The organism is Marinobacter sp. 1-4A, assembly GCF_016597725.1.
In the GTDB taxonomy this organism is placed as follows: Bacteria; Pseudomonadota; Gammaproteobacteria; order Pseudomonadales; family Oleiphilaceae; genus Marinobacter.
The window spans coordinates 119,881-141,080 of record NZ_VCGY01000004.1; the positions used below are offsets into that span (position 1 = coordinate 119,881).

A 21,200-nucleotide genomic window follows, 5' to 3' on the forward strand; every position below is an offset into this window, starting at 1 on the left:
AATCTTTAAACAGGAGAGCAAAGCATGAGTAACGTATATCCAAGAAATTTTTCACACATTGGGCTTTCAGTCCCCAACTTGGAAGAAGCGGTTAAATTTTATACCGAGGTGATGGGTTGGTACCTGATTATGGAGCCGACTGAAATTGTCGAGGACAACAGCGCTATCGGTGAAATGTGTACAGAGGTATTCGGGAAAGGTTGGGGGAGTTTTCGAATTGCTCACATGTCGACTGGTGATCGGATTGGGGTAGAGGTGTTCCAGTTCAGAAATCAGAGCAATCCGGAAGACAACTTTGAATATTGGAAAACCGGCATTTTCCATTTCTGTGTGCAGGATCCGAATCTTGAAGAATTGGCTGATCGAATTGTTGCGGCTGGTGGTAAGAGACGCATGGAAAAGCCGCGGTACTACTACCCCGGCGAAAAGCCTTATCGCATGATTTATATGGAAGATCCGTTTGGCAATATTGTAGAAATCTATAGCCACAGTTATGAGTTGATATACAGCGAGGGTGCTTACTGACAACACCATCTTTACGATCTTGGGTGGACTTGAATGAACGCTCAATATAGAGTTGAGTAATCATTCAAGTTGTCACCGCGTTGTGTTGCGGCCCAGCAAAACACTGGAAATGACTTATGGCACGTGTATCAATTCACAACCGGCAAGATTCGCTGGAACGAGCTCTTCACCTTTTTTGGCAAAAGGGCTTTCATGCCACTTCGCTAAAAGATCTGGAAAAGGCTCTCGACATGCGGCCGGGCAGCATTTATGCCACCTTTGGCAGTAAGGATGGGCTTTTTCAGGAGGCGCTTGAGCGCTATGCTCGCCTTGGCTTGGCAGAACTGGACCGCACGTTTCAAGCTTACGAATCACCCTTGGCAGGGCTGGCGGCCTACCTGCGTGCGCTCGGCGGGATTTGTGATAAAGAGTTGCCAAGCCGGGCCTGTATGCTGGTAAAAAGCCTGTTGGAGCTTGGCGAACGAGAACGCATTGCTCGGGATAAGGCTGAAGCTTTGCTGGCGGGTATGGAAGCACGCTTTGTTGATCGCTTTGCCGAAGCCAAGAAAGTTGGGGAGCTGGATAGCAGGCTTGATCCGGTTCTGCTTGGTCGACGGCTACAGGCTGAGATAATGGGGTTACGCGCATTTGCACAACGTGATGTAGATAGTGCAGCCGTGCATGCACTCGCGGAAGACATGGCACAGTCTCTTGAAGCGCTGCGCGCTGATGAGGTTGCAGAAATAGTCTGATTGTTAGTGCGTGCTCGCCTGCTCTCATTGCTAAATCGACTAAGAGCAGGCTTTCAACTCAGGCAGGGCGTTCAGACTGCCGTTTGTACGCCCAGCTTATCCTGAGTTCTCAGATCAAAATCTGAAGCGTCATGGCGCTCATGTAGTTGCTCAGAAAGTTTTCCAGAAGTGCGATTGACTATTCGACCACGCTGAACAGCTGGGCGCGCAAGGATCTCATTAGCCCAACGCCGAACGTTCTTGTAGCTTTCGACTTGTAAGAATTCACCTGCACCGTAAGCCTCTCCCAGAACCAGATTGCCATACCATGGCCAGATCGCTATGTCGGCAATGGAGTATTCGTCTCCACCTAGATATTTATGCTCTGCGAGCTCCCTATCCAATACATCCAGCTGACGTTTTACTTCCATCGTGAAACGATTGATCGGATATTCAAACTTTTCGGGTGCGTAAGCGTAGAAGTGACCAAACCCACCTCCCAAATAAGGCGCTGAACCCTGCAGCCAGAAAAGCCAGTTCAGTACTTCGGTGCGAGCAGAGGGGTTCTTTGGGAGGAAGTGTCCGAACTTCTCCGCCAGATAAAGAAGTATCGCTCCGCTTTCAAAAACCCGACTGCCCGTCTCAGCATCTAACAGTGCCGGGATTTTAGAATTTGGGTTAATTTCAACGAAGCCTGAGGAAAACTGTTCGCCCTCGCCAATACGGATTAGGTGGGCATCGTATTCTGCGCCCGTTTCACCTATGGCCAGTAACTCTTCGGCCATGATGGTGACCTTTTGACCGTTAGGTGTAGCCAGTGAATAGATCTGCAAGGGGTGTTTACCATGCGGCAGCGTCGCCTTGTGTGTAGCACCTGCAATGGGGCGGTTGGTTTTGGCCCATTGCCGGCCATTCTCGGCGTCCCAAATCCAAACGCGTGGTGGTTCATATTGATGGGTGTCCGACATGATGCATGCCCTCTTTCGAAAAATAGCCAAAGTACGGGTAAGACGGAGCAGCTACTGAGAGCCGCCTCCGACTTACCGTGTGCTTATTCTGCCTTATGCCACTCAAACTTCTGGAACGGTTTATCTATCGGCGTGACAGCCAGGTGGTTGGTGTAGTTGCTGATGGTCTTCTGAGCCAAACCAAGAATTACCTCTAGGACTTGGCGCTTGGTGAATCCTGCTTCAAGAAATTCTGTCACCACACTATCGTCAACGTTGCCACGACCACGCACGATGGCGAGGGTAAAGTTACGCAGGGCTTCTAGTCGATCAGTAGGCAAGGGCGTTTCGTTGCGCAGAGCCTCTGTGATGGCGTCATCAACGTTCATACGCTTGGCGATCCCGGTATGGGCTGGGACGCAATAATGGCATGCATGCTCGACGTTGATGGTCTGCCAAACTACTGTGGTTTCCTCATCATCAAAGCTGCTGTCGAGAAACAGCTGGTGGAGGCGTTGATAGCCTTCTAGCAGCCCGGGCGCTTCTGCCATGACCGCATGCAGGCTCGGTATCATGCCAAAAGATTTGAGAGAAGTGCCCAGTAATTCCTGACTCTTTTCCGGAGCACTTTCTTTGTTGTGAAGGGTAAAGTCGGCCATAGAGTAGCTCCTAGTATTTGGGCGAATAAAATTTTGATCGCTTTGATTGAGCGCTGTCGCCCAAATTGAGTGATCACTCAGTTTTCGGCGCAGCTATTCAACAACCAATTCGAGAACGGACGATAACTTAACTTGAGCGATCACTCAAGTTAACTTTGAACAATCGCTCAGAAATGTGTGGTGGATGATTGAAACTGATGAGTTAAGGGTCCGGTGCGATGGGCAGGCTGTCTGGTTCGAGTTAGTCGGCCATTCTGGATTCCATCAGAAAATGGTTTTCCAGTTTTTTGATCTTATGAAAACCTATTCGCTCGTACAGCCGCTTTGCCCTCTGGTTTGCATGTAGAACTTGAAGGCGAAGCGGAACGCCCCGGGACCTAGCTTTTGCCTGCAGGTCACGCAAAAGTGTCGTTCCCAAACCTTGGCTCTGATAATTCGGGCAAATCTGGATCTCGTGTAGCCAGTCGCAATCTTCAAGGTGTTCCAGAATCACAACACCGACACGACCACTTGGGGTCTCGATTATCTGAGCCGGGCGCGACTGTTCCCACTTTGAGAAAAATAGTTGTCGCTGGAAAGCTTCATCCCACTTGCCGAACTGGCGAACCACCACGTCAAGGAAAGACATCTTGTTCAATTGGTAAAGCCACTCAATCTCGTCTGGCAGTACGTTTCTAAGTGTATAATTCATCAGTTGGTTTAAGTTCCGTGAACCCTCCAGACTAGCAACCGATTATTGGCCGGCATTTCAAAGTCCGATTCCAGAACCAGCTCGTTATCACTGCCGATGCGCTTTAGTTCGTCTATGTCCCGGATTCCCATTTTCGGATTCTGTTGCTTCAGATGTGTGTCGAATTGCCGATTGCTGGCACTGGTGAACTGTCCGTTGTAATTGAATGGGCCATACAAACAGAAGGCTTCGTGTAACTGAAGCTTTGCAGATACACCTCGGAACATTGCTTCAACTTCCGGCCAAGACATGATGTGTGCGGTGTTTGCAGAAAAAGCTCCGCTGATCGTTGGGACTTGCCAATCACTGGCGATAACATTCAAAGCCAGAGGCTCGTAGATGTTCGGCAGGTTAGCCTCGCTAAGCCATGGTTCACAAAGTAGATAGTTGCTCGGATGATCACTTGGTTGCCACGTGAGGTGAGGGAGGTTTGTGGCAAAGTGAACCGCATGTTGCCCCGTGCCTGTGCCAATCTCCAATATAGTTCCAGAGCCGCTAAACACCGTGGCTAGCTTTTCAAGGATCACCTGCTTGTTGTTCTCACAGGCTTGGGAATAGGGCTTTTCGTCAGTCATTGGAGGCTCTGGTTGAATATTGATGATTCGAGAATTACAGGTGTTTATATCAGGCCCACACCTTTGAGTACAAACACCCCCAAGGTTATGGTGATACTTGCCATCAACGTGGTGATCGCGATGATGTTTGCCGCAAGACGATCATTTCCACCAAGTGCCTTGGCCATCACAAAGCTTGCAGCGGCGGTTGGGCTTGCGAAAAATAGGAACATCAACCCCAATTCGGCACCGGAGAAGCCTAGTGCCCAGGCGGCAGTTGTGCATAGCGTTGGTAAGACCACCATTTTCATAAGCGCCGAGCTGAAGGCGGTTGAGCTATCGCTGCGCAGGGCGTTGAATGACACGGTTGCACCAATGCACAGCAGAGCGAGTGGCAACGTGAGGGAAGCAAAATAATCGCCACTGGTCAGTATCCAATCAGGCAGTTGCAGGTTCAACCATGCGACGGGGATGGCTGCAAACACGGAAAGTATGAGCGGGTTGCGCAATATATCTTTAAGAATACGGCGCCACTCGGGCGATCGCCCGGCCTGATACGCGGTGAGTATGATCACCGATAACGCGTTGTAAGAGAGAATAACCAGCCCCAACAAGATGCTACCCGACGATAGCCCGAAATCGCCGTACAGGTTTGCCGCCAGAGCCAGCCCGACAATGCCACAGTTACCTCTGAATGCGCCTTGGACATACACCCCGCGATCTTCGTGAGTAACGCGCCAACGTGCCCATAACCAAGCCAGAAAGAAGCTTGCGAGGGTAGCAAAAAGATAGAAGACGAGCAGGTGAAAATTAAGCGATGTGTTGAGATCCGCTTTGATGATGCTGAGAAACACCAGCGTTGGAAGCGTGGCTTTGAAAACCAATGCAGAAGCGGTGTTGACGAAGGTATCGTCAATCCATCCTACCTTTCTTAGCCCTAGCCCGATAAACACCATTGCGAATACCGGAAGAGTGGTTTCCAGCGTTTGTTGAAAGAGGGAGATCAAATCCATTCAGGTTGGCCAGTGGTCCGGAGAGTGTCTTGCCTATGATAGATCTGACGGAAAGGTAATGAAACGGTTTACTGTAGGCCATGAAGGGTGGGCTATAGTGGGGGCGAAATTTATCAGGACAAAGGGGTGCCCATGAACGCCGTTAACCATACGCCCGCGCAGTTGAAGCAGGTTTTGGCCGACACGCCTAAAGACCAGCCCGTCGTCATGCTAAATCTACTGAGGTTCCGTGACAGAGCAAGTTATGATGACAATTCCGGTGAGCGAAGTGGGCGTGAAGCGTATGAGCTTTATATTCAAGAGGCCGCAGCCTGTGTAAGTGCGGTGGGCGCTGAGGTGATTTGGTCTGGCCACAGCGTTGGCTCTCTTATTGCGCCGCCAGAGGAGTCTTGGGACCAAGTGCTGCTTGTTCGCTACCCGTCAATTGATGCCTTTATGGCGATGATAGAAAGCTCTGAATACAAAGGCGTGGTTAAGCATCGTACCGCTGCATTGAGTGACTCCCGATTAGTTGCAAATCTCGAACGGGAACGCTGAGATAGACTCTCAGCTCACTAGCGCGACTTCAAAAACGCCGGTTTGGCTTATCAGCATATACGCCGCTGTGCCAGCTGCAATGGAGAGCAGGGCATTGCGGCGCCAAAGGTGAATGCCTACCACTAGCGCTCCTGCAAGAATGGCATCAAGCCCCGGCACTACCGCTGCCCAATTTCCTGAACGCTGCAAAAACACCGTTGCCAGCAAAGCCATAACAGCCGCTGGCAAGAAGCGCCCGAGGTGTTTAACCAGAGGGTGCTCGGTATGACGCTCAAAAAACAGGAAAGGTATGATTCTGGTTGCAAAGGTTGCTGCAGCTGCAACGGCAATGAATGCAACAAGGTAACTTGTATCAGACATGACTGCGGCCCTCCGCATTGGATTTGGCTCGCAGGCTTCGGTATTGCAGTAAAAGCACGGCTGTCACGATTGCGATAGCGCCGATGAGCTGGTGGGCTGGCGGCAGAAACATCATCGCCACACCGGCAGCCGCTGCACCTGCCCAAACTGGGAATGCGTCTCCCAGAGCCTTCAGTTGCTCTATTGTGAGAACAATAAATAAAGCCACCAATGCAAACTCGATTCCAGTACTATCGAATGCTACGTTACGACCGAGAAGAGCTCCCAAGGTGCAGCCAATCACCCAGTAGACCTGATTGAATGCCGTAATGCGGAAATCGACATCGAGTTCATGAAGTGTGTCTTGCGAACGCGTCCGGCTTGTGAGCAATGAATAGGTCTCATCAGTCAGACCAAAAATGAGATACAGCTTTTTCCAGCCAGCCTTGCGAAATTGTCCGAGCAACGAAAGGCCGTAGAAAAGGTGGCGCGCGTTGAGCACGAACATGGCAATGAACACTTCTAGTAAACCGGCGCTTGCGGCTAACAGGCTGACCGCCAGAATCTGGCCCGCACCGGCATAGATCACCACGCCCATAAGTGGCGCAGCCCACCATGCGTAGTCAAGCTGAGTTGTGAACAGCACCCCAAAAGCCATACCTAGAGGAAGGTATCCAAAGAGGATTGGGAGTGTGAGACGAAAAACCAACGCGTTCATTAGCATCCAAACGTTTTGAAAGCGAGGAATGATAGTGAATCGCCGGGGATTTTGAAAGTGGGTAAGGCTTCGACTTTTTAGGCATAATCCCTAACACGGTATGGCCTACAGGAGGGACTATGAGCGACGAAACCGGGCACCGGCCCCAACCGGACCCCCGCCAAGAAAAGTTTAAGGTTGATAAAGAGTTGCTGACTAAAGAGCAACTGAATGGGCTGGCAGAAGAGTACTGCACTCGCTACCATGGGTTAAACGATACGGAAAACCCGATGGCCGAGCGAAGCCGGGTTTTGGAGGCAATTAACAAGGGCGAACTGGTAGTCTGGTTTGACCCTGTGGAGAACACAGCCGGGTTGGGTCTTCCTGAGTAACTGGTTAACCTTTTTGGGGTATTTGGGCCTGCACCTACCCCGGCGCGTCTGTAAACGTTACAATCGCGCAGGTTTTCGAAAGCGTTGTGCGAGGTGAATTTTGATCAGGGTATTGGTTGTAGATGACCATGAGCTGGTTCGTTCCGGGATAACCCGGATGCTCGCGGATGATCCCGATATTGATGTTATCGGCCAGTCTCCATCTGGGGAAGACGCTATAGAGTTTGTGCGCAACGAGCGCCCGGACATCGTCTTAATGGATATCCGTATGCCTGGCATTGGTGGGTTGGAAGCCACTCGACGCATTTTACGCATTGACGATACCGTTCGGGTGATTGTAGTAACCGCTTGTGCTGATGATCCTTACCCTGCACGGGTGATGCAAAGCGGCGCTTCTGCCTATATCACCAAAGGTGCAGATATCCGCGAAATGGTCCGTTCCATTCGCATGGCTCACTCAGGGCAACGGTATATCAGCCCAGAAATTGCCCAAAAAATGGCGCTCAAGCAATTGGGTGGCGATAAAGAGGACGAGGGAGAGTTATCGTTGTTTGATCGCCTCTCTGAGCGCGAAATGCAAATAGCGATGATGGTTGTAGACTGCCAGAAAGTGCAGGATATTTCCGACAAGCTCTGCCTTAGCCCAAAAACGGTTAACAGCTACCGTTACCGCATTTTTGAAAAACTAGAAATCTCCAGCGATGTTGAATTGGCTCTGATGGCTGTGCGTCTTGGGTTGCTTGATGCCCACAAGGTCTGATTCCCCGACTGAAAGCAGCGGGGAGTTCGACAGCAAACACTTCCTGAAACAGCTAACGGAGCGGCCCGGCGTCTACCGAATGTATGATGAAGGCGGCTCCGTGCTTTACGTGGGGAAGGCCGGAAACCTTAAAAAACGGGTCTCCAGTTATTTCCGCAAGAAAGGGCTGGCACCAAAAACGGAAGCGCTTGTTGCCAAAATCGCTTCTATTGAAGTAACCATCACCGGCAGTGAGACAGAAGCGCTATTGCTGGAGCAGAACTTAATCAAGTCTCTGCGCCCCCCGTACAATATCCTACTCAGGGATGATAAATCCTATCCGTATATCTATGTGTCTTCCCACAGTGATTACCCTTCGCTGACCTTTCGGCGTGGGCGCACTAAAAAGGGTGGTGGAACCTGGTACGGGCCGTTCCCAAGTTCTGGTGCTGTCAAAGAAAGCCTTAATGTATTGCAGAAGGTATTCCGCATAAGATCTTGTAGTGAAAGCTATTTTAGGAATCGTGCGCGTCCATGTTTGCAGTATCAAATCAACCGGTGCACGGCGCCGTGTGTAGGCTATATCTCACCCGAGGACTATCTGCAGGATATTCGTCACGCAACCATGTTTCTTGAAGGTAAAAACCCGGCCATTATCCGTGACCTGATGGACGCCATGGAGAAAGCTGCAGAGAACCTTGAGTTCGAAAAAGCTGCTGCCTGCCGAGACCAAATCAATCACCTGCGCCATGTTCAAGAGCAGCAATCTGTAGACGGTGAGGGCGGCGATGCAGATGTTATCGCTATCGCACAAGACGCGGGAGTTGTCTGCATTGTTGTCATTATCGTGCGTGGCGGTCGAGTCTTGGGAACCAAGGACTACTTTCCCCGTTATTCTTTGGAGCAATCCGAAGGTGAGCTATTAAGTGCTTTTCTCGGGCAATATTATTTTGGTGGAAACACGCGTCGAGAGATTCCAAAAGATGTGTTGGTTCCGGTTGAGGTTGATGGTCAGGAGCTGCTTGCTCATGCGCTTTCGGATGCAGCTAACCGGGAAACCCGTATACGTAGAAATGTAAGAGGGGAGCGACGGCGTTGGTTGGAACTGGCGATGACCAATGCCCAGCAAACGTTGCTAACACATATCGCCAGCAAAGAGACCGTGTATCGCCGTTTGCTGGCGCTGCGAGACATGCTGGAGCTCGCTGAAACCCCCTCGCGGATGGAGTGTTTCGACATTAGCCATAGCCACGGTGAAAATACCGTCGCATCCTGTGTCGTTTTCGATGAGAATGGCCCCCTTAAAAGTGATTACCGCCTGTACAATATTGAAGGTGTGAAAGCTGGTGATGATTACGATGCCATGCGTCAGGTGTTAACGCGCCGCTACCGTCGCATGGTTGCGGGTGAGGGCAAGCGTCCGGATCTGGTGTTTATTGATGGTGGTAAGGGCCAGTTGAGCATTGCTCGGGAAGTGTTTGATGAGCTTGGGGTTTCAGATATCCCTCTGATTGGTGTAGCCAAGGGCGTAACCCGGCGTGCGGGCATGGAACAGTTGATCGACGCCATGACCGGCGATGTGTTTCGAGTGCCAGCTGATTCCCCGGCGTTGCATTTGATTCAGCACATTCGGGACGAGTCCCACCGTTTTGCCATTACCGGGCATCGTAAAGGGCGGGACAAGAAGCGCCGCCAGTCTACACTGGAAGGTATTGAAGGAGTTGGCCCCAAAAGGCGCCGGGAGCTGATTCGGTATTTTGGTGGTATACAGGAACTACGCAAAGCCAGTGTTGATGAGATGACCAAGGTTCAGGGCATCAGCAAATCATTGGCTGAAAACATATACGCAGCATTGCATGACGAGTAATAACCGTATGAACTTACCGAACCTGCTCACACTCTCCCGCATCATCATGATTCCGGTCTTTGTGGCGGTGTTTTATCTTCCCATGCATTGGAGCTATATGGTCAGTGCAGCAATTTTTGCGCTGGCTGCGGCAACGGACTGGTTGGATGGTTATCTTGCCCGCAAGCTTGACCAGAGCACCCCGTTCGGTGCGTTTCTTGACCCGGTGGCCGACAAGCTTATGGTGGCAGTTGCACTGGCGTTATTGATTCAGGAGTATTCCGCAATTCTGGTAACCATCCCCGCAACCGTTATTATTGGCCGCGAAATCGTCATTTCTGCATTGCGAGAATGGATGGCTGAAATCGGCAGTCGTGCAAGTGTTGCAGTTTCTTACATCGGCAAGATTAAAACCACCGCTCAAATGGCATCAATTGTAGGATTGCTGGCCTTTCCTCCCGGCCAGTTTTTGTCCGATGTTTCTGTAGGTTTGCTCTATATCGCCGCCATATTAACGCTTTGGTCTATGGGGCTATACATTAAGGCAGCTTGGCCGGATTTATTCCCAGAAAAGGATTAATCCTGCCGCGTCTCACAGTTTCTCGCCCAGTCGATAAGATTTATTGCCAGCTCTTCACCGGCGTCGCCAAATGCTTGCACCACAGAGTTTATAGTTTGGTCTCCGGCTGGCGCTGATACGATGAAGTTGCTGGAGCAGAGGGTTTGCCGGGAACGGTTATTTATTAGTTGCCCGTAAACGGTAACGGTTACCCGCGTACTGTTACCATGGTTAATTGCATGGAAGGCCGAGATTTCTGTAGCCAGTGTCAGGTCACTGTTGCTTGGGCCGGTGTCAATAACCACATCCCGAAAAACGTCGCTCGCCCTGAATGCCCCTGCGAGCATATCCCGTAGCAGAACCGGTGCCGTATCGCGCCATCGAACCCCACCATACACAGTGAATTCCCAAGGCTCCGGCTTTGCCAAAATCCGTGAACTGTTGAAGGGCTCGGAGGCAAAGGGTGTATCAATCCGGAGGCTTTCAGGCCTGCTCGTACCGCTTTTTTGTAATTCCGCAGGTACCGGGAAATCCATCACTCTGGGAGCTTCGGGAATGGGAAACACCGTGCAAGCCGCCAGTGCTCCCGAGACCAGCATGGCTGTGCCAAGCGTTCTGCATGTCTTTGCCGCGGGTATGATCACGGGGATACCTCCTTGATTGCCGGGCCGCCCCAGAGCGTGCCTCTGGGGTTCTCTTCCAGACGGCGGGTAAACTGATTCAGGTTTCTAAGGGTGTTGCGCAGTTCTCTTAACGCGGGGGCTAACTCACCCATGCCCTGAAGTCCCGAGTCTAGGGCGCCTTCGTTATCTCGGGTTAGATTATCTATTCGTGCGACCGTGTCTTGAACCTTCGTCATGGCAAGGTTCATGTTGGTCATGACGGCTTTGCCTTCGTTCTGTAGCAGGGCGTTGGCGTTGTCTGAAAAATCAGAGACTTTTGATGCGGCTTCTGCTGCCCGCTGGCTGGCATTATCCATACGTTCAAGCAAAGCCACGAGTTGGTCACGGCTGCCTAGTAGTGAATCGCTTGCCGCGCGGGCGTTGCGCAAGATGGCAGTGAGATTGTCTGTGTTTTCTTGGGAAAGCAGCTTGTTTGCGCTGGTAAGCAGCTGTTCTGCTTTGGTCAGCAGGGCTTCACCGTTGGTGAGCAGTGTTTTAAATGCAGAGGGCTCGGCGGTGATCAACGCAGGGTTATCCTTTGTGCCGTAGAGCACCGGGCTGTCCTGACTGCCGCCGCTAAACTGCACATTCATGCTGCCGGTAATATTCGCTAATACCAAACCGGCGCGGGTGTCCTTCCGCACGGGGACGCTTTGTTCCACACGTACCAAAACCCGAACGTGGCTCGGATTGGCCGGGTCCAAAGTTAGTTGAAGAACATCGCCAACTTCAACGCCGCTGTAGAGTACCGGGTTGCCTTTGGCCAAACCGCCTACCGCCTGATCAAACACAATCTCGTAATAGGCCCACTCGCGGTCTGCAGATGACTTCGCAAGCCATAGCGCAAACAACAGAGCAGCCACCACCGAAATCAGCGTAAATAGCCCTATAAGCAGGTGGTGTGCTTTCGGTTCCATAACCTTTTACTCCCGTAACCGGCTCGTCTCATGAGCCCGAAATGCATAACTGGCGGCCCGCCCGCGGGGGCCCTGAAAATATTCCTGAATCCATGCGTCGTCTGTTGCCGCTACTTTTTCAATGCGGTCTGCGACCAGAACCTTTTTCTGCGATAAAACCGCAACTCTATCGCACGTTGTGTACAGCGTATCCAAATCGTGTGTGACCAAAAACACGGTCAGCCCCAAAGCGTCCCGAAGGGTAACAATAAGCTTGTCAAAAGCCGCAGCGCCAATTGGGTCGAGGCCAGCGGTGGGCTCATCCAAAAACAAAATTTCCGGATCCATTGCCAGAGCGCGTGCCAAAGCGGCGCGTTTGACCATACCACCGGAGAGCTCTGACGGGTACTTGAGCGCCGAGTCGGCTGGTAAGCCCGTTAGGGCAAGCTTCATGCGGGCTAGCGCTTCGGCATCGGCACGGGATAGGTCGCAATGTTCAATCAATGGAAGAGCAATGTTCTGCAACAGGTTCAATGAGGTAAACAAGGCCCCTCTTTGGAAGAGAACACCAAAGCGCTGCTCGGTGTCTGAACGCTCTACGGCGCTCAGTTCGTTGAGGTCTTTTCCGAATACTCGTATTCGACCGTCTGACGGTGTGTGCAACCCTACAATGCTTCTTAGCAGTACAGACTTGCCGGTTCCTGATCCGCCAACAACGCCAAGAATTTCACCTTTGAACAGGTTGAGATCTAGGTTTTTGTGGACGATGTGGCTACCGAACCGATTATCAAGATTCTCGACTTCAATAACGGTTGGTGATTGGCTGGCGGCCCTACGGGCTGTTGAATTATTCATAAGTTACCAGCCCATTTCCATAAAGAAGAGCGCGGCCACGGCATCCAGAAGGATGACGATAAAAATAGATTGAACCACACTTGATGTTGTATGTACGCCAACCGATTGCGCACTTCCTCCTACCTTGAGTCCTTCAAGGCAGCCTATGGCCGCAATCAAAAACGCCAAAAAGGGTGCTTTCGACATGCCAACTAGAAAATGCTTAAGTGCAATATCCCGCTCAACAATCGCCATGAACTGCGCCGGTGAGATATCTAGGGCCAGCGCACAAACCATGCCGCCGCCTACCAGACCGGATAGCATGCCAACAAAGGTAAGAATAGGCAGGCTGACCATCATTGCCAGAACCCGTGGTATGACCAGTAGCTCAACCGGGTCTAACCCCAGTGTGCGGATAGCATCCAGCTCTTCGTTTACCTTCATGGCGCCGATTTGTGCCGTGAAGGCGCTGGCGGTGCGGCCTGCGAGTAATATGGCGGCAAGCAGAACGCCAAACTCTCGCAAAAACGAGAAGGCGACCAAATTAACGGTGTAAATCGTAGCACCGAAGTCTTTCAGCACAGTGGCGCCTAGAAAGGCGACAACAGCGCCCACCAGAAACGTTAGCAGAGCGACTATAGGCAGGGCGTTGAGCCCTGTGTTCTGAATCGCAGCTATAAAAGGTGTAACACGCCAGCGGCTGGGCCTAGGAATAATCACAAAAAGTGTTGCGATAATCTGGCCTATAAAACCGGCCAGTAGGTAGGTCAGGTGCCAGATCGCCTCCACAGACTTGCCGGTTTCCGAAAGAAATTGTGGAATGGGGGCAAGGCCTTCGGGCTCGGGGGAGGATGGCTGCCGCATGGCATCTGCCACGGCGTGAAGCAGTGCACGCTGTTCTTGCGGTAGGGCGCTATCTTGTTCTGCCAACGCCATGAGGGTTTCTGCACCCAGCAGGCTTATCAGAAGAGAAGCGCCCGCTGTATCAACTCGTCCTAGCCCCGTGAGGTCGACATTGTTCGAGCTAAAGTTCTTGCCGGAACGGCTTTCAACAATCTGTTTGAGTGCCTTGTAGTCGAGCAGAGTCCAGTCGCCCTGAATGGTCAGGTTGCCGTTCTCTTCCTCTAACGATCCTGCCTGACGGCGAATCGACGGAGAGTTTCTGTGGTCTGAGGAACGGGCACTGGTGGGCACTTGGGTCTGAATTCCAAAGGTTGGTCTATTAGCTTGCTAGCTTAGAGCTTGTAGATGCTGTCCGCCAGTATTCGACGATCTTCTTCATCGTGGCTGGCAAGAACAATAAGTGTACCCTGAGCCTTCTGATCCAGTAACAGCTGCCGAAGAAAATCCCGCGCATCACTATCAAGCCCCGTAAGCGGCTCGTCTAAGAGCATGACCGGCTGTTGCCGAAGAATTGCCCGCAATAACGCGACACGCTGCCTTTGGCCACCGGAAAGGTCTCCGGGTAACCGCTTGCCAAAGCCGTCGAGGCCAACGCTTTGCAAACCCTTATCAATAGCTTGTTGATCCCTCGCGGTAAGCTTCAGCCCCGGATGGATACCTAGCCCAATATTAGCATCGACACTCAGGTGCTCAAAAAGGTTGTGTTCTTGAAATACGCTGGTCATGGGGCGTTGCCAGGGCGCGTGGTGGCGAAGGCTCTTGTCTTGCCACAGGATATCGCCCGATTTCGGTTCAAGAAAACCTGCCAGAAGATTCATTAAGGTAGACTTTCCCGAACCGCTGGCGCCGTGGATGGCGATGCATTGGCCCGGTTTTGCGGAAAAGTGAAAACTCCACGGCCTTTCTTGATCGGCATAGGCGAAGACCAGATTTTTTACCTCAAGCATGTTTGGGCTCCGGAACACTGCGTGTTGAATGAGCGCTTAAACCCCTTTTAAACAAGGGCGATCCGAGCCGGTTGAACAGGCTGAATAGGGCCAGTAGAAGCAATACAAGCCACAGCCCAGTCGCGGCGGCGGCATCCATTCGGTAACTGCCCAATTGCTGATATAGCAGCACTGGCAGAGTAGGTTGGCCAGGACTGCCGAATAGGGCTATCACACCAAAATCTCCCAGCGATAGGCCAGTTCCGTATGCCATTGCCAGCGCCAACGGCCGGCGCATTCGTGGCCAGTGCAGCCAACGCCAGCGATACCAGCCCAACACGCCAAGTTGGTCTGCTTGTTGACGGCTGGCTGGGTCCAAACTCGCCAGTGGCCCCCTGAGCATTTGCAATACGAAAGGCAAAGCCATCATGGCGTTGATCAGCGTAACCAATATCAGCCCCTCGCTTGAATTGCCCAAGCTGGGCCGGAACAACAAAAATAGCCCCGTACCAAGAACCAAAGGTGGAACCATTAAGGGTAGGTAGGAGGCAATATCGGTAAATCGGGTAACAGTTGGTCTGGAAGCAACAGAGCCAGAGGAGAGGATGAGCAGGGCTGCGCTTACCGACATTAACCCGGCTGGCAAAGCGATGGCAAGGCTTCTCAAGGTGGCGTCGAGTAGGGCGGGATCAACCGAGAGGCTACCTTGCGGGAACAGGGCTGTGCCCATACCCGGCAGCCCCCTAACAAGAATAGCCATCAATGGCATGGCCAGAAACAGCACAAACACCGAGAGGGCGGCGCCATCGCCCAGTTTTGCCCAGATGGAGCTACCCGCTTTGTTGCGATGGGAAGCTACACGCCGGTCTGGTAGCAACGAAGCAGTGAGCCCGTGCCGCGCCGCTAGCCACCAGAGAAAACCGCACATAATGAGCTGAACCATAGCAAGAAGAGCTGCTTGACCGGAGTCGAACTCAAACCGCAAAGACTGGTAAATGGCAACCTCAATAGTTGTCGCCGCAGGCCCTCCGCCCAGAGTCATTACAATGGCAAAGCTGGTAAAGCATAAGGTAAATACCAGAGCCGCTAGGCCGGGCAGGATAGGTTTTACGGCTGGCCATTCCACGGCACGCCAATACCACCAACGGCCAAGCCCCAGTTGGGCGGCAACTCGGCGTTGGGAAACCGGTGCACTCTCAATAGCCTGCAGCAGGATTCGCGCAGCTAATGGCGCATTAAAAAATACATGGGCCAGTACAATGCCGTTGATACCATAGAGGTTCCAAGACACACCCATCCAATCATTGGCCAACCCCGTGAACCACCCTTGGCGCCCGTAAATACTCACAAGCCCGGAAACCGCTACGATCGAAGGAAGCACCAAACTCAACTCCATCAAACGCAGCAGAACAGCACGGCCCGGAAATGCGGTTTGGCGTGCAAGAATTCGAGCGACTGGGATGGCTACAAGAAGGCTAAGCACAACGGATACAAAGGCCTGCCAAACTGTAAACGTAACCACCGTGCGCAGATACCGGTTGCGCCAGAGTTCACTTAGGTCTGGTAACGACGCTTCCCAAACCAGCGCCCCGAGGCCCGCCAATGCCAGCATCACTAAGGCGCCAGCAATGGCCAGCCCGGGCCACAGTTGCCACCCTAGGCGGCTGAAGGGTGCGAAGTGTGCCGGTGGTCTGCGCCGGCAACCTTTATTGGGATTGCGCATTTGTAGCTAGCGCGTCATGGCATCCAGCCACTCGTTCAGCCACTGGCGCCGGTTGTCCGTTACGGTTTTTGGATCAAAATACAACGCCTCGTTGGGCTCGATGAGCTTGTTGAATACCGAAGGTAACTCATCGCCCAGATCCGTCGCCGGATACATCACGTTTTTCAGAGGAATATGCCGCTGGAAATCTGCGCTTAGCATAAATTTAAGAAAGGCTCGTCCCAGCTCTTTTTGATCGGATGATTTAACCAAAGCAGCCACTTCAACTTGCAGGTAGTGGCCTTCATCGAATTGGGCAGCCTGATAGCGGTCGGTTTTATCTACCGCCATGTGGTAGGCAGGCGAGGTGCTGTAGGAAAGGATCATTGGTGCTTCGCCGTTCATAAACAGCGAGAAATAGCCGTCGCTCCAGCTTTTGGTTGTGGTGAGAATTTTACCCTTGAGCGCCTGCCACTTCGCCGCAGCTTGATCACCGTATACATGGCGCATCCAGAGCAGTAGGCCAAGGCCCGGCGTGCTGGTACGTGGGTCTTGAATGATAATTTTTAGGTCATCGGGCGCGGCAATCAGCGCTTCCAAGCTTTCCGGCGGATTGGGCAGTTGCTCGGTATCGTAAACAAACGCAAAGTATCCCCAATCGTAGGGTACGAACACCGAGTCTTGCCAATCAATGGGTAGATTCAGGACAGAAAGGTCTGTCTCATGGTTTATTAACAACCCCGTTTGTCGAGTTGTTTCCATGGTGCCTGTATCCAACCCGAGAACCAGATCAGCCTGCGTGCTTTTGCCCTCAAGGCGTAGGCGCTGGAGAATGTCACCACCGCTGTCCAGTACCACGTAATTAATCTGGCAATTACAAGTTTGTTCGAAGGCTTCCTTAACAGCCGGGCCGGGGCCCCACTCGGCAGCGAAAGAAGGGTGAGTATAAATCGTGAGTATGGGGGCTTTTTGGGCGATTGCTGGCACAGAGACCAGGCTAACCAGAAGCAGTGTAAACGCTCGAAGGAGCATGATGGTGTAACCTCCGCAACAGATGAGGGGTGGCCAGTATGGCAACCATGTCGCGGGCCCCACCAAAGCCGGTGAGTGCTCAATCCCTTCGCCGGCATAATCCGGATCAGGTTCCGCGGGTATGGTCTCAGCCCGGCATTTGCCCGGCACCCCGTTGAGTTGAATAAAGTGTACCATGCTGGCGATTGGCAATGGTAAGAAGCGAGGAGAAGGTAGGTGCCAAAATTTCTACACACTGCAGATTGGCAAATGGGCCGAACCTATAGCCGGTTTGACGCCGAAGATGGCGCCGCTTTGGTTGAAGCGCGCTATGACGCCATCGAGCGTTTGGCCGCACTGGCCACGGCGCATCAATGTGACGCGGTGCTGGTTGCGGGAGATGTGTTTGATGCACAGACGGTGTCGGATCGAACTATACGGCGCGTGTTCAATGCCGCTCGTGGCTTTGAAGGCCCCTGGGTAATGCTCCCGGGAAACCATGATGCAGCGTTGGCAGAAAGTGTTTGGACACGTGCTGAAAGGCTGAATGCCGTTCCTGAAAACGTCCACTTGGCACTCGAGCCCGGTGCGATTCAACTGCCAGATCAGGGTATGGCCGTGTTAGCGGCACCGCTGATCCAGCGCCATACATACGGCGACCTAACCCAGCCATTCGACACCATGGAAACCCCGCCAGATTTGTTACGCATAGGTCTAGCCCACGGCAGCGTTCAGGGATTATTGCCTGAGGATATCGATGCCACCAACCCCATTGCCCCAAGTCGCGCTGAAACTGCAAAACTGGACTATTTGGCGTTGGGAGACTGGCATGGAGCTAAACAAATCAACGAGCGTACGTGGTACAGCGGCACACCAGAACCTGAGCGCTTCCGCAATAACGATGCGGGGTATGTGTTGATCGTTGATATCGAAAGGCCCGGCGCGATACCAAAAGTTACCCGCCATGAAACCGCCCGCTATCAATGGCACCAATGGCGGGAGAGTTTGGCTGTACCTTCGGATTTGGATGAATTGATGAATCGTATTAATCAGTTGCCTGAATCTTCCGTTCTTGATCTAAAGTTGGACGGCACGCTCACGCTTGCAGGTGATCAAAAACTAACCAGAGGGCTTTCTGTGGCTGAGGCTCGGTTTCGTAGCGTGACCTGCGACCGGACAAAATTGCAACTGGAGCCCACAGAAGAGGATATCAACCAGCTACATGCAGACGGCTATCTGGGAGATGTTGTTCATGAACTGCGGGAGAGTCAACAAAAGGCTGATAGGTCGGGAGAGGCGGATGTTGCGCACGATGCGCTGGCTATCCTTGCGGGCCTGCTCAAGCCTAAAGATCAGGAGTTGGCCAAATGATACTTCAGCGGGTACGAGTTGAGCAGTTCCGACAATTCCGGCAAGGCTTGGAGTTGGATAAGTTGCAATCAGGCATCAACCTTATTCACGGGCCTAACGAATCTGGTAAAAGCACCTTGGTTCGTGCTATTCGCGCTGCATTTTTCGAGCGTTACCGATCGAAATCAGCAGAAGATCTAGCCCCCTGGGGGGATACCTCCGCAGCACCAACGGTTGAGTTGGTCTTCGACCATAACGGCCAGCGTTGGCAGCTAGACAAACGATTTCTCAAGCGCCACCGCTGTGACTTGCTAGTTGATGGCGTAGCATTCAGTGGCGAAGACGCCGAGGAGAAGCTAGCTGACTTGCTGGGTTATCAATTCCCCAAAAAAGGCGCGAGCAAGGATGAGCACTGGGGTATCCCGGGCCTGCTTTGGGTTGAGCAAGGTACAGGGCAAGACATCGAAAAGGCTGTGTTACATGCAGGTGGCCATCTGAAATCTGCATTGAATAGCTTGGTCGGTGAAGTTGCCAGCAGCGGTGGTGACGAAATTATTCAAGCGGTGGAGCAGCAAAGGAAAGAACTGTTGACCTCTACCGGGAGACCAAGAGGCGACTATCTCGACCTCGCAAACACCCGGGAAAAACTGCAACAGCAAGTCTCGGAGTTGCAATCCCGTGTAGAGCAATACAAAGCTCAGGTCGATCGCTTGGGTACTTTGGCCTCTGAACATGATCGAGCAAATCGCGAATTGCCATGGGAAGAAGCCAGACGAGGCATGCAGCACGCCGAAGTTAAGTACCGGGAAGTTGAGGCGTTACAGGAACAACAAGTCCGGGGCATGGACTCTTTAAAACAGTTGCAGCAGAACCTTTCGTTGCTTCAGCAAAGTCAGGCCCATTGGCGGAGCCAGAACGAGCAACTAGAGTTGCGGCACCAAAGTTATCAGAAGGCCAAAAAACAATTAGAAGAAGAACTTGCAAGCCCGGAGTGTGCGAAAGCCGTTGAAACAGCCCGCGCCCAATACGAGCTTGCCAAGGAAGCCGTGCAACAGGCGCACCTACGAGATAAACGAGAGCGCCTGCAAAAGGACTGCGCTAAGCTGGAAGCAGAGTTAGAGAAGCTGAATCAAAGCCAGAATAAAGCCAAGTCGGTTCAAGAATCCCTTGAAAGTGCGCGAACGTTAAAGAAAGAAAACTATATAGATGTCGGTGCGTTGCGTCAGTTAAAACAGAATCAACGTGAACTTGATGATGTGAATATCCGCATCCAAACCGTTGCCACGCGTGTTGTCTGGAATCTGCCTAAGGGCAAAAGCCTCACTCTGGACGGGCTGAGCATTGAAGGGCAGGGTGACAAACTGCTGTTGGAGACTGGTGTTCTCGCAATTCCAGAGCTCGGTGAAATTAGCATTCAGCCCGGGGGCGATGACCTTGCAAGCCTAAACAGGCGGCTCGAACAACTGAAGCATGCCGTAGCCCAACAGCTTGCTGAGCTGGCGGTTGAATCCATTGAGGCCGCAGACTTAAAACAGTCGCGGTTACAGGATGCACAAGCCCAGATACAGCGTTTTGATGAACTGCTTAAATCTCTGGCACCTAACGGTGTTGAACAGCTGAATTTGGTGAGTGCCGAAGTAGAAGCTGAGCTGCTAGCTCGCACCACAGACCTCAACAACATAGCTGCGGAAGCTTCTTCCGGCGCAGCCAAGCCTCTGCATGTTGCAGAAGCCGAACTCAAACAAGCAGAAGTGCGTTTAACAGAAGCCGAAGCCAAGCATAAGAACCATGAAGCCAAAGTGCTAAAGGCCAGACACGCCTGTGATGCAGCCCATACTGAATGGCAGAGAGTGAAAGGTGAATTAAACAACCCGGAACGCCAGCAACAAGCGGAGCAACTAACCCGTGATATTGCCACAGCTGAAGCACAGAAGGCAGAGCTAGAGTCATCCCTAAAGGCGCGGGAAAACAGAATTAGCGAAGCACGGCCTGAGCTTTTAAAGCAAGATATTGAGCGTTACCGCGCCTCTGCGGAACATCAAGAAAAAGCCCATCAAAACCGAGCTCTGGAATTGAGCGAAATTCGGGCAAAGCTTGAAGTTTGGGGTGCTGAAGGGCTTGAAGAACAGTGCAACGAACAAGCGGCAGAGTTTGAGCACGTCAACCGCCGCTATCAAGAGCTGGATAGGCGGGCAAAGGCATTAGACTTGCTGCTGACCCTGCTTAAAGAAAAGCGGCAGGCGCTGACACGCAGACTGCAGGCCCCGTTGCAGAAGCATTTGGATCACTACCTAACCGTTCTGTTTCCCGAAGCCAATTTGGAAGTTGATGAAAACCTAATGCCAGGACGGTTTAGCCGAGGCAGCGAACTGGGCGAGATGGCAGAACTGAGCTTTGGGGCCCGCGAGCAAATGGGGCTGATCAGCCGCTTGGCCTATGCAGACCTGCTCCAAGAGGCTGGACGCCCAACACTGATTATTCTCGATGACACCTTGGTGCACAGTGATGCAGAACGTATGAACGGCATGAAGCGCATCTTGTTCGATGCGGCAAACCGGCATCAAATACTCTTGTTCACCTGTCACCCGGAAAAATGGCGAGACCTAGGTGTTGAGCCCCGAGACCTTGAAGCCCTCAAGCTAAAGGGTGGGTTTGGTTAAAATTTACTC

The 21,200-nt window shown here is 52.3% G+C and carries 23 protein-coding genes and 1 riboswitch; of the genes, 9 read left to right on the forward strand and 14 right to left on the reverse strand.

Annotated features, from left to right (window positions below; genetic code table 11):
• Positions 1–24 precede the first annotated feature (24 nt).
• Both FE845_RS10370 and FE845_RS10375 read left to right on the forward strand, forming a co-directional pair.
• A complete protein-coding gene (locus FE845_RS10370; RefSeq protein ID WP_200364237.1) occupies positions 25–525 on the forward strand; it encodes a lactoylglutathione lyase family protein in 501 nt (166 codons plus the stop codon).
• Positions 526–641: 116 nt separating this feature from the next.
• Positions 642–1,256, forward strand: a complete 615-nt coding sequence (locus FE845_RS10375) for a TetR/AcrR family transcriptional regulator (RefSeq protein ID WP_200364239.1) — start codon at positions 642–644, stop codon at positions 1,254–1,256.
• A gap of 71 nt (positions 1,257–1,327) precedes the next feature.
• On the opposite strand, the gene yghU is transcribed toward FE845_RS10375, so the two are convergent.
• From yghU to FE845_RS10400, 5 genes are all read right to left on the reverse strand, one after another.
• Entirely contained in the window at positions 1,328–2,203 is an 876-nt protein-coding gene (gene yghU, locus FE845_RS10380; protein ID WP_200364241.1) for a glutathione-dependent disulfide-bond oxidoreductase, read from the reverse strand.
• An 83-nt stretch (positions 2,204–2,286) separates the two neighbouring features.
• Positions 2,287–2,841, reverse strand: coding sequence for a carboxymuconolactone decarboxylase family protein (locus tag FE845_RS10385; protein ID WP_200364243.1), 555 nt, complete (start codon positions 2,839–2,841; stop codon positions 2,287–2,289).
• A gap of 241 nt (positions 2,842–3,082) precedes the next feature.
• Positions 3,083–3,532, reverse strand: a complete 450-nt coding sequence (locus FE845_RS10390; protein WP_200364246.1) for a GNAT family N-acetyltransferase — start codon at positions 3,530–3,532, stop codon at positions 3,083–3,085.
• Between the two features lie 8 nt (positions 3,533–3,540).
• Positions 3,541–4,146 carry a DUF938 domain-containing protein gene (locus FE845_RS10395; protein ID WP_200364248.1) on the reverse strand — a complete coding sequence of 202 codons (606 nt, stop codon included), beginning with the start codon at positions 4,144–4,146 and terminating at the stop codon, positions 3,541–3,543.
• Between the two features lie 44 nt (positions 4,147–4,190).
• On the reverse strand, positions 4,191–5,138 hold the full coding sequence (locus FE845_RS10400) for an AEC family transporter (RefSeq protein WP_200364250.1): 948 nt from the start codon (positions 5,136–5,138) through the stop codon (positions 4,191–4,193).
• Between the two features lie 132 nt (positions 5,139–5,270).
• Between FE845_RS10400 and FE845_RS10405 the strand changes: the two genes are divergently transcribed.
• The gene (locus tag FE845_RS10405) at positions 5,271–5,675 is read left to right on the forward strand and encodes a DUF1330 domain-containing protein (RefSeq protein ID WP_200364253.1); all 405 of its coding nucleotides are present in this window, start codon (positions 5,271–5,273) and stop codon (positions 5,673–5,675) included.
• Between the two features lie 9 nt (positions 5,676–5,684).
• Here the strand turns inward: FE845_RS10405 and FE845_RS10410 are convergent, their stop codons facing one another.
• Complete coding sequence (locus tag FE845_RS10410) at positions 5,685–6,035, reverse strand: branched-chain amino acid transporter permease (protein WP_200364255.1); 351 nt, start codon at positions 6,033–6,035, stop codon at positions 5,685–5,687.
• Positions 6,028–6,732 carry an AzlC family ABC transporter permease gene (locus tag FE845_RS10415; RefSeq protein ID WP_200364257.1) on the reverse strand — a complete coding sequence of 235 codons (705 nt, stop codon included), beginning with the start codon at positions 6,730–6,732 and terminating at the stop codon, positions 6,028–6,030. Before FE845_RS10415 ends, FE845_RS10410 begins: the two co-directional genes overlap by 8 nt.
• A 119-nt stretch (positions 6,733–6,851) precedes the next feature.
• Between FE845_RS10415 and FE845_RS10420 the strand changes: the two genes are divergently transcribed.
• The 4 genes from FE845_RS10420 to pgsA all read left to right on the forward strand — a co-directional run bounded on the left by FE845_RS10420 (position 6,852) and on the right by pgsA (position 10,268).
• Complete coding sequence (locus tag FE845_RS10420; RefSeq protein ID WP_200364259.1) at positions 6,852–7,103, forward strand: hypothetical protein; 252 nt, start codon at positions 6,852–6,854, stop codon at positions 7,101–7,103.
• A gap of 100 nt (positions 7,104–7,203) precedes the next feature.
• Positions 7,204–7,863 (forward strand): UvrY/SirA/GacA family response regulator transcription factor, encoded by a 660-nt coding sequence (uvrY, locus tag FE845_RS10425; RefSeq protein WP_200364261.1) that lies wholly within the window; start codon positions 7,204–7,206, stop codon positions 7,861–7,863.
• On the forward strand, positions 7,847–9,709 hold the full coding sequence (gene uvrC, locus FE845_RS10430; protein WP_200364263.1) for an excinuclease ABC subunit UvrC: 1,863 nt from the start codon (positions 7,847–7,849) through the stop codon (positions 9,707–9,709). Before uvrY ends, uvrC begins: the two co-directional genes overlap by 17 nt.
• Before the next feature lie 7 nt (positions 9,710–9,716).
• Positions 9,717–10,268, forward strand: a complete 552-nt coding sequence (gene pgsA / locus FE845_RS10435) for a CDP-diacylglycerol--glycerol-3-phosphate 3-phosphatidyltransferase (RefSeq protein ID WP_200364727.1) — start codon at positions 9,717–9,719, stop codon at positions 10,266–10,268.
• On the opposite strand, the gene FE845_RS10440 is transcribed toward pgsA, so the two are convergent.
• The 7 genes from FE845_RS10440 to thiB all read right to left on the reverse strand — a co-directional run bounded on the left by FE845_RS10440 (position 10,265) and on the right by thiB (position 17,202).
• The gene (locus tag FE845_RS10440) at positions 10,265–10,891 is read right to left on the reverse strand and encodes an ABC-type transport auxiliary lipoprotein family protein (RefSeq protein WP_200364265.1); all 627 of its coding nucleotides are present in this window, start codon (positions 10,889–10,891) and stop codon (positions 10,265–10,267) included. The two genes, pgsA and FE845_RS10440, sit on opposite strands and share 4 nt — an antisense overlap.
• Complete coding sequence (locus FE845_RS10445; protein WP_200364267.1) at positions 10,888–11,826, reverse strand: MlaD family protein; 939 nt, start codon at positions 11,824–11,826, stop codon at positions 10,888–10,890. Before FE845_RS10445 ends, FE845_RS10440 begins: the two co-directional genes overlap by 4 nt.
• Before the next feature lie 6 nt (positions 11,827–11,832).
• Positions 11,833–12,660 carry an ABC transporter ATP-binding protein gene (locus tag FE845_RS10450; protein WP_200364269.1) on the reverse strand — a complete coding sequence of 276 codons (828 nt, stop codon included), beginning with the start codon at positions 12,658–12,660 and terminating at the stop codon, positions 11,833–11,835.
• Between the two features lie 3 nt (positions 12,661–12,663).
• Positions 12,664–13,788, reverse strand: coding sequence for an MlaE family ABC transporter permease (locus FE845_RS10455; protein ID WP_320159689.1), 1,125 nt, complete (start codon positions 13,786–13,788; stop codon positions 12,664–12,666).
• 86 nt (positions 13,789–13,874) lie between these two features.
• Positions 13,875–14,489, reverse strand: a complete 615-nt coding sequence (locus FE845_RS10460) for an ATP-binding cassette domain-containing protein (protein ID WP_200364271.1) — start codon at positions 14,487–14,489, stop codon at positions 13,875–13,877.
• The gene (gene thiP, locus FE845_RS10465) at positions 14,482–16,191 is read right to left on the reverse strand and encodes a thiamine/thiamine pyrophosphate ABC transporter permease (RefSeq protein ID WP_200364273.1); all 1,710 of its coding nucleotides are present in this window, start codon (positions 16,189–16,191) and stop codon (positions 14,482–14,484) included. Before thiP ends, FE845_RS10460 begins: the two co-directional genes overlap by 8 nt.
• Positions 16,192–16,197: 6 nt before the next feature.
• Positions 16,198–17,202, reverse strand: a complete 1,005-nt coding sequence (gene thiB, locus FE845_RS10470) for a thiamine ABC transporter substrate binding subunit (RefSeq protein ID WP_200364275.1) — start codon at positions 17,200–17,202, stop codon at positions 16,198–16,200.
• A gap of 66 nt (positions 17,203–17,268) precedes the next feature.
• A riboswitch (TPP riboswitch) is annotated at positions 17,269–17,366 on the reverse strand.
• Positions 17,367–17,418: 52 nt separating this feature from the next.
• Here thiB and FE845_RS10475 point away from each other — a divergent pair.
• A complete protein-coding gene (locus FE845_RS10475) occupies positions 17,419–18,552 on the forward strand; it encodes a metallophosphoesterase family protein (protein ID WP_200364277.1) in 1,134 nt (377 codons plus the stop codon).
• Positions 18,549–21,191 (forward strand): AAA family ATPase, encoded by a 2,643-nt coding sequence (locus FE845_RS10480; protein WP_200364280.1) that lies wholly within the window; start codon positions 18,549–18,551, stop codon positions 21,189–21,191. The genes FE845_RS10475 and FE845_RS10480 overlap by 4 nt, the downstream gene beginning before the upstream one ends.
• The last annotated feature ends 9 nt before the right edge of the window (positions 21,192–21,200 follow it).